Below are 7,597 nucleotides of genomic sequence, written 5' to 3'. Positions count from 1 at the left end.
AGGCCCTCGGACTCGACGGCATCATGGAACTCGTCACGCTCGTCGGCTACTACACGCTCCTGGCGCAGTTGATGGACACGTTCGACATCGGAGTCCCCAGCGGCGAAACGTCCCCGTTCTGATCCCCCGCACTCGACACAGAATCACCGGCCCAGATTCCGACGACCGGTCGTCGAGGCAGGAGGCGACGAGCGGCCTAACCCGTGTCGAGTGCCCGTCGCAGGAGTTTCTCCGCTTCGGGCGACTTCTTCCAGTTGCGCGCCGGCGCTCTCCAATACGCCTCGAAAGCCTCTTGCGAGTCGAACTCACCGCGCCCATCGATGAGTTCTTCGAGTCTGCGCACCGAGCCGATGTACTCGCGAGTGGCGGACGCACGCTTCGTCGAAGCGATTTGCCACGACTCGTGGGCGACGAGTCGTAGGTTGCTGATTCGTTCCGGACGGTCCGAGTGAAAGTCGTAGATCACGACGATGACCAAATGGCTGGCATAGTCGCCATAGGGTCTCAAGATTCCCGAGAACTTCAATTGCGGCCACAAGAAGTACGTGTTGCCTGTGTACAACGCGATGCTGCTCTGCAACGAGTGCCCCGACCTTGCCCGTCGGGCGCACTTGATGTCGGCCGCGAAGTAGTCGCCGCCGAAAGCAGGACCGCTGATTTCGACATCCGGATACGAGCGCTCCGTTCCGAGGCGGACGGCCAGACCGTCTGTCGCTCTGGCAGCAGCAAGCAGGTGTTCTCGAAGTTCGATCTCCAGCAGGTTCGCGAGAGCGGCGGGTTCGGTTGGAAGCGGCAGGAGATGGCCCCGTTCAAGCAGACGCTCCTTCAGATCTGCTGGTCCGTCGGCGTACAGCGGCCACCCCTCGTTAGCTCCGCGCTCGCGGAAGAGGCCGACGGCCGACTGCTCCCACCCCTCGATCTGTTCGCGAATCCACTCCAGTGGCGAGTTCATCCGGCGCTGACCCCGTCGGACGAATCCCGACGCACGTCACCGAGTGATCGCTCTCCGAGCGGCCCGCCGCGAGCGACCGCTTCGGCAACCCGGCGTGCGAGAAGAGGGGGAACCGCATTGCCGATCTGGGATTGCACCGACGCTCGCTTGCCCACGAACGCGAAGTCATCGGGAAACGTGAAGAGCCGCCGCAACTCGGGGACCCGCAGCCGGCGGTTCTCCCAGTGGAAGGGGCCCACGTTCGGCCCAGGCTGAGCCTGGATCGTGGGCGAGGGGCGGTCAGGGTCCAATTTCAACAGGAACGACCAGTACCGGGCGCGCCACTCGAAGACGGGATCGGGATGCCCGCGCCGGGCGGTGAAGTGGAGATAGTTGCCGCCGGGCGGAACCTCCGGGAGCAGGTGCGCCCACTTGCCCCGGACGGTCTCCTCCCGTTCCGGCTCCGTGACGAGACCGCTGAAGGCCTCGGCAGCGGTCACATGAGGGAGTGGGCCGCCACCGGTCCGACGCCGTTCCCAGGAGCCGTGGTGCGTCGGTTCGGGGAACTCGGGCAGCACTTCGTCCTTTCGGGCGCCGACGATGAACAGCCGGGGGCGGAGTTGGGGCACGCCGTAGTCAGCGGCGTTGAGGACCCTCCATCGATAGCGGTAGCCAGCCGCTTCGATCTCCTGCAGAAGGCGCCTGAACGCGGGAGCACTCGCCCTGTTCCGGAAAGTGAGCGCGTACACGTTCTCGCAGATGAAGTACCGGGGCCGGGCCTCAGCCAGCACCCTCGTGTACGCCTGGAGAAGCCCAGCGGCGGGGTCGGCCCCGTGCCGCTTCCACTCGAGCCAGAAGCCGGACTTGGAGAAGGCCACGCAGGGAGGCCCGCCGATGAGCAGATCCGGACGGTCTCTGCGGCCGAAGCCTCCAGCTTCAAGGATCTCAGCCGTCGTGATCCCCCGGTCATGATCGACAGCCAAGGGCGCGAGATCGGCACGCACCACCTCACGCAGCCCGCGGAAGTGTTCCGACGCGTTCTTCTCCATCGTGTCGGCGGAGTCATCGTCCCGATCGACGGCAACCGTGACGCGAAAGCCGGCCTGCTCGGCACCCAGGTCGAGGCCTCCCGCGCCCGAAAACAGCGAGACGGCGGCACCCAGTTCCACCTCGCCAGTCTTGCGCGGGCTCAAGGGGCGGGCGCGCATCCTCGGGGTCAATCCGAGGGCGAGTTTGGGTTGCACCTCGCGTCCGGCGCAACCGCTGGGTCGGTCTCGCATACGAACGAGATTGCACACGGGGTGTGACATCGAGTCACCATGCAGTGCTCGGAGACCGGATCTTCCGATCGACCCGCACGACCGGACTCCCGTGCCCGAGTCATTGAACGTCCTCGAGGGCTCGCAGAGCGCGGAGCGAGGCGACGGCCAAGAGACAATGCGCGCCCGCGCAGGCGTTGACGGCGTACCGTCGCGCGATGCACATCGAACCGTTCGAGATCGCCGTCGATGACGAGGTCCTCGAGGATCTGAAGGACCGCTTGCGGCGCACGCGCTGGCCCGAGGCCGAGACGGTGGACGACTGGTCCCAGGGGATCCCGCTGGCCTACCTGCGGGAGGTTTGCGACTACTGGGCCGACGCATACGACTGGCGGGCCCGCGAGCGGGCGCTCAACCGGTTCGATCAGTTCATCGCGAAGGTGGACGGCCTGGACGTGCACTTCATCCATGTGCGCTCTCCCGAGCCCGATGCCGTCCTGCTGATCATCACCCACGGCTGGCCGGGCTCGGTGGTGGAGTTCGCCAAGGTCATCGGGCCGCTGACCGACCCTGTGGCCCACGGGGCTCCGTCGTCGGACGCCTTCCACGTCGTGTGCCCGTCGCTGCCCGGCTACGGCTTCAGCGGTCGGGGCTCCGCAGCACCGGGAATTGGCACCCGAGTCTGTTGTGTGGCCCGAATGAGGTACACTCTGTACCACGACGAGGAGGTCCCATGGCCAAGACCGCAACGGTCCGCGCCCGCGTCGAACCGGAATTGAAGCATCACGCCGAACAGTGCTTCTCGGAACTCGGGCTGACGACGACCGAAGCAATCACGCTCTTCTACAGGCAGGTCACCCTGCACGGCGGCCTGCCATTCGCCGTGCGGCTTCCGAATGCCGAGACTGTCGAGGCACTGCGGGACGCCTGCGACGGTGAGAGCCTCACGGTGCACGCCGACCTGGAGACCCTTCGCGCCGAACTCGACTGAGCCGTGCGCCTGCTCACAACGTCGCAGTTCAAGAGGGATGTCCGGCGGACTGCGAGACGAGGGAGGGATCTCGATGAACTCTGGGCCGTCGTGGAGCAGCTTGCGTCGGGGCAGCCGCTCGATCCGCGTCGACGGCCACACCGCCTGTCCGGCGACTGGCCCGACTGCTGGGAATGCCACATCCGGCCGGACTGGCTGTTGATCTGGCGCCAAGAACGCGACTCTCTGATCCTGGTAAGGACCGGTACCCATGCCGACCTATTCGACTGAGGGAGGGCGCCTCTGCGATCTGCGGCGCGGTTCGGGGGGCTTCGGAGGCGAATCTCCGGCGGTTACGGTTCGTATTCGAAGACGACGTTGGTCCGCGTGGCGGCGATGTCGGACGGGTCGGTGTGCTCCACGATGTCGTTGCGCTGGGAGCCGCAGTCGCCCCAGGCGTCGCAGGTGATCGGACCGATGACGCCCTGGTAGGCGACGAGCCCGCTGAGGTACTCCCGCACGCCGGCCCGGTCGATGCGCAGGCTGTCGCCGTCGCGGGCCGAGGCCGCCGCGATCGCCTCCAGCAGCAGCACGGCGGCGTCGTACGCGTGCCCCCAGAAAGCGCCGTCGGGGTCGGCGCCGTGGGCCTCCCGATAACGGACCGCCAGGTCGGCGGCCGAGACCCCCGTGCCTTGGTTGGTGTTGTCGCCGAAGCGCACGTCGGGGCCGGCGAAGAAGATGCCGGCGGTCTGCGGCACGCTCATGAAGGCCACGTCCAGCAGCCCTTCGTTGGCCACCAGCGGCACGCCGGCCAGGCCCGGCACCTCGCCGATCCGCTCCACGATGGCGGTCCCCACCGTCAGCGAGACCGACATGAACAACCCCTGAGGCCCGCCGGCAGCCAAGGCCTCCAGCGTGGGTGCCACGTCGGTCTGGTCGTCGGCGAACTCCCCGACACCGGTGATGCGGCCGCCGAGCCGCTCGAAGGTGGCGATGAACGCCTCGGCCAGGCTCTGGGTGTAGGCGTCGCCGGTGTGCACCGCAGCCGCCGCGGTGACGCCCCGCTGGGAGTAGAGGAAGCGGGCCACCGCGGCGCCCTGGTGCAGGTCGTTGCCGGACGTGCGGTAGTAGCCCTCGTACCGGTGCGGGCCGGGCGAGCCGGCGCCGTCGGAGGTCAGCAGCGGCGACGTGTTGGACGGCGAGACCATGGCCATGCCCGCACCGGTCACCAGCGGCACCGCGGTGACGGCGGCCACCGAGCAGGTGGTCCCGACGACGCCCACGACCGACGCGTCGGCGGCGATGGCGGCCCCTGCGGCCTCACCGCCGGCCGGCGAGCAGCCGTCGTCCAGCGCCTCCACGTTCACCTCGAACCCGTGGATCGGCCCGTAGTCGGCGACGGCCATCCGCACCATCCGCTCGCTGGACGGGCCCGAACCGACATCGGATATCGCCAGCAGCGAACGAACCTCGATGGATTGCCCCGGCGCCACGTCCACGACGCCCAGCGAGCCGTCACCGAGGGCCGCCCCGCCGGCGTCGCCGTCATCGCCGCCGCAGGCCGCGGCCAGGATGGCCACGGCCGCCGCAACCGCCACCGCTCCCGAGGCTCTCGAGGGGCTCCGTCTCCCTGCGCTCAAACCGCCCATCACGTCCCTCCAGCAGCTCGGTGACCGCCGGACGTGGCCCATGAACCCCACTGCGCCCGGTCGGCTCGGCGGCACCGGCGTCCAAGCCTACCCATCGGCCCCCGACAGCGGACTCGAAGCGGACCGGGACGCAGCCGGCTAGGAGTGTGCAGAGTAATCCACGGGCAGCGGCGGTCGGGTGGCCAGGTCCTGGATTGCGGCCTTCGCCGGAATGACGTGTCGGGGCGTCAGGAGCATTGCTCAGCAGTCTCCTGGGCGGCGCGGATGGCGTCGCCGGTCTCGGGGTCGAAGAAGTGGACGCGCTGGCTGTCGACGGCGAGTTCGACGGGTGTTCCGGGGCGGGGTGAGCGGCGCGGGTCGATGCGGGCGGTGAAGGTGGCGCCCTCCTCGTCGGCCAGCAGCGTCATCTCGTCGGTGCGCTCGGCGTCCGCGGCCGCGCGGGTGGCGTCGGTGTCGACGCGGGGAGCGTCGATGGTAAACACGAGGTAGGTCTCCGCGCCGAGCTCCTCCACCACCGAAGGCACTACGCGCATGCGCGGCAGATCGTCGGCGGCGTCGTCGGAGTGCGCGAAATCGGTCGGCCGGATGCCCACGATCACGGACCGTTCCTGGCCGACCAGCGGCGAACCCTCCGGCAGCGGCATCTGCAGGCCGGGGAACACGACGCCGTCGCCGGCGACCGCGGCCTCCACGAAGTTCATGCTCGGCGAGCCGATGAATGCGCCGACGAACAGGTTCACGGGGTTGCTGAAGAGGTGCTGGGGGGTGTCGCACTGCTGCAGCACCCCGTCGCGCAGTACCGCCACCCGCTGGCCCAACGTCATCGCCTCGGTCTGGTCGTGGGTCACGAACAGCGACGTGGTCTGCAGGCGGGCGTGCAGGCGCACCAGCTCCGAGCGCATCGCCACCCGCAGCTTGGCGTCGAGGTTCGAGAGCGGCTCGTCCATCAGGAACGCCGCCGGCTCGCGGACCATGGCGCGCCCCATCGCCACCCGCTGGCGCTGCCCGCCCGAGAGCGCAGCCGGCTTGCGATCCAACAATTCGCCGAGGCCGAGCGTGCGCGCCACGGCGTCCACCTGCTCGGCGCGCTGAGCCTTGGAGACCTTGCGCATGCGCAGCCCGAAGCCGAGATTCTCCCGCACCGACATGTGCGGGTAGAGGGCGTAGTTCTGGAACACCATGGCAATGTCCCGCTCGGGAGGCGCCAGGTCGGTCACGTCGCGGTCACCGATGGTGATCGTCCCCTCGGTGACCTCCTCCAGACCGGCAATCATCCGCAGCATCGTGGACTTGCCGCAGCCCGACGGGCCCACGAGCACCATGAACTCGCCATCGTTGATCTGCAACGACAGGTCGTCCACGGCCCGTACCCCGTTGGGATACACCTTCGTGCAGTTATCGAGAGTGATTGCGCCCATTGCGTTCTCCAGATCAGTTCTCTCGCCAGAATAGAGCCACATCGTCGGGGCCTGCTGCTCCGTCGCCGGTCCGGCCGTCGCGCACGCCCGCGACGTTCACGCCGTAGACCGGCGCCTCGCCGGTGAGCACGCGTGCCACCTCGGCGCCGGCGCGGGTCTGCACGAGTTCCAGCGACTCGACCGACAGGAACGCGGTGTGCGGCGTCAACACGGCGTCCTCGCACGACAGGAGTGGCTCGTCGGCGGCCGGCGGCTCCTGCTCGAGCACGTCGAGGCCGACCCCGCCCAGGCGCCCGGTGGCCAGTTCGGCAGCCAGCGCCCGCTGATCGATGACCCCGCCGCGGGAGGTGTTCACGAGGAACGCCCCGTCGCGCAGCAGGGCCAGCTCCTCGGCGCCGATGAGGTGGCGCGTGGACTGCACCAGCGGGACGTGGACGCTGACCACCTCGGCGGCAGCCAGCAGGTCGGCGAGCTCGGCGGCACGCGTCACGCCGGCGGCGGCGAAGGTGGCGTCATCGACGAGCGGATCGTGCGCGATGACCGTCATGCCGAACCCCCGGGCACGCACCGCCACCGCCCGCGCCGCCCTGCCGAAGCCCACGAGCCCGAGGGTGCAGTCCGCCAGGCGGCGCATCGGCATGCCGTCGTTGTAGTCCCAGCGTCCGGCCCGGATGTTCCGGTCGAAGCGCACGATGCGCCGCATCGAGGCAAGGATCAGCGCCATCGTGTGGTCGCCGAGCTCCTCGCTGCAGTAGTCGGGGGTGTGGGTGACGTAGATGCCCGCGGCCGTGGCCGCCGCCACGTCCACCTGGTTCAGGCCGGCGCCGTACTGGCAGATCACCTTGCAGCGCTCGAAGGCGGCGATGCGCGCCGCGTCGCAGACGAAGTAGTCGGTCATCACCGCCACTGCTTCCCGGCACACCTCCAGCACCTCCTCGTCGGCGGCGAAGCGCTTGTCGACGATGGTGCAGCCCAGCGGCTCCAGGAACGAGCGCTCGGTGTCGAGGCTGGGAAAGGAGGCACCTGCGACGACCACGGTTCCCCCGGACGTCGAGCCCGCTGCGGTGGATCCGTCAGCCATCGGCCTCGTCGAGTTCCAGGCGCACGACCACCACGGCGAACTCCTGCAACTCCTCCACGCCCACGATGGCGGTCCGCTCGCTGCCGGGAACCCAGGACGTGGGAACCTCCCCGATGGGGGCAGCCGCGGGGTCGATGAGTGAGGCACCCCGCAGCGAGATGCCCGCAGGCAGGCCGACCTCGATGGGGATGTTGCGCATCGGCTGCTCGGTGTTGACCAGCGCGAACAGGTACTCCCCGCGGCGGCGGCGCACGAAGATCGGCTCGACGAACCGGCCGGGCCGCCCGCG

General features: G+C 69.1%; 8 protein-coding genes and 1 pseudogene. 3 read left to right on the top strand and 6 right to left on the bottom strand.

From position 1 onward, the window contains the following. Positions 1-196 precede the first annotated feature (196 nt). Entirely contained in the window at positions 197-952 is a 756-nt protein-coding gene (locus OXG55_00410; protein ID MCY4101718.1) for a restriction endonuclease, read from the bottom strand. Next, positions 949-2,100, bottom strand: coding sequence for a DNA (cytosine-5-)-methyltransferase (gene dcm, locus OXG55_00405; protein MCY4101717.1), 1,152 nt, complete (start codon positions 2,098-2,100; stop codon positions 949-951). The genes OXG55_00410 and dcm overlap by 4 nt, the downstream gene beginning before the upstream one ends. Positions 2,101-2,408: 308 nt before the next feature. On the opposite strand from dcm, the pseudogene OXG55_00400 reads away from it, so the two are divergent. The 3 genes and pseudogenes from OXG55_00400 (at position 2,409) to OXG55_00390 (ending at position 3,451) form a co-directional block, all read left to right on the top strand. Then, positions 2,409-2,849: pseudogene (locus OXG55_00400) on the top strand (epoxide hydrolase). Positions 2,850-2,923: 74 nt separating this feature from the next. Further along, entirely contained in the window at positions 2,924-3,181 is a 258-nt protein-coding gene (locus tag OXG55_00395) for a type II toxin-antitoxin system RelB/DinJ family antitoxin (protein MCY4101716.1), read from the top strand. Positions 3,182-3,190: 9 nt separating this feature from the next. After that, complete coding sequence (locus OXG55_00390) at positions 3,191-3,451, top strand: type II toxin-antitoxin system YafQ family toxin (protein MCY4101715.1); 261 nt, start codon at positions 3,191-3,193, stop codon at positions 3,449-3,451. A 62-nt stretch (positions 3,452-3,513) separates the two neighbouring features. Here the strand turns inward: OXG55_00390 and OXG55_00385 are convergent, their stop codons facing one another. The 4 genes from OXG55_00385 to OXG55_00370 form a co-directional block, all read right to left on the bottom strand. Further along, entirely contained in the window at positions 3,514-4,758 is a 1,245-nt protein-coding gene (locus OXG55_00385) for a branched-chain amino acid ABC transporter substrate-binding protein (GenBank protein ID MCY4101714.1), read from the bottom strand. A 278-nt stretch (positions 4,759-5,036) separates the two neighbouring features. Beyond that, on the bottom strand, positions 5,037-6,227 hold the full coding sequence (gene ugpC, locus OXG55_00380) for a sn-glycerol-3-phosphate ABC transporter ATP-binding protein UgpC (GenBank protein ID MCY4101713.1): 1,191 nt from the start codon (positions 6,225-6,227) through the stop codon (positions 5,037-5,039). A gap of 13 nt (positions 6,228-6,240) precedes the next feature. Then, entirely contained in the window at positions 6,241-7,308 is a 1,068-nt protein-coding gene (locus OXG55_00375) for a C-terminal binding protein (GenBank protein ID MCY4101712.1), read from the bottom strand. Beyond that, a partial coding sequence (locus tag OXG55_00370; protein MCY4101711.1) for a hypothetical protein occupies positions 7,301-7,597 on the bottom strand: 297 nt, incomplete at its 5' end. The genes OXG55_00370 and OXG55_00375, both read right to left, overlap by 8 nt.

This window comes from bacterium (assembly GCA_026708055.1).
GTDB lineage: Bacteria > Actinomycetota > Acidimicrobiia > Acidimicrobiales > CATQHL01 > VXNF01.
This window is presented reverse-complemented; position numbering and strand designations above follow the sequence as displayed.

Coding starts and splice junctions, on each gene's coding strand:
- OXG55_00410 (MCY4101718.1), bottom strand. CDS start 952: ATGAACTCGCCACTGGAGTGGATTCGCGAACAGATCGAGGGGTGGGAG.
- OXG55_00395 (MCY4101716.1), top strand. CDS start 2,924: ATGGCCAAGACCGCAACGGTCCGCGCCCGCGTCGAACCGGAATTGAAG.
- ugpC (MCY4101713.1), bottom strand. CDS start 6,227: ATGGGCGCAATCACTCTCGATAACTGCACGAAGGTGTATCCCAACGGG.
- OXG55_00375 (MCY4101712.1), bottom strand. CDS start 7,308: ATGGCTGACGGATCCACCGCAGCGGGCTCGACGTCCGGGGGAACCGTG.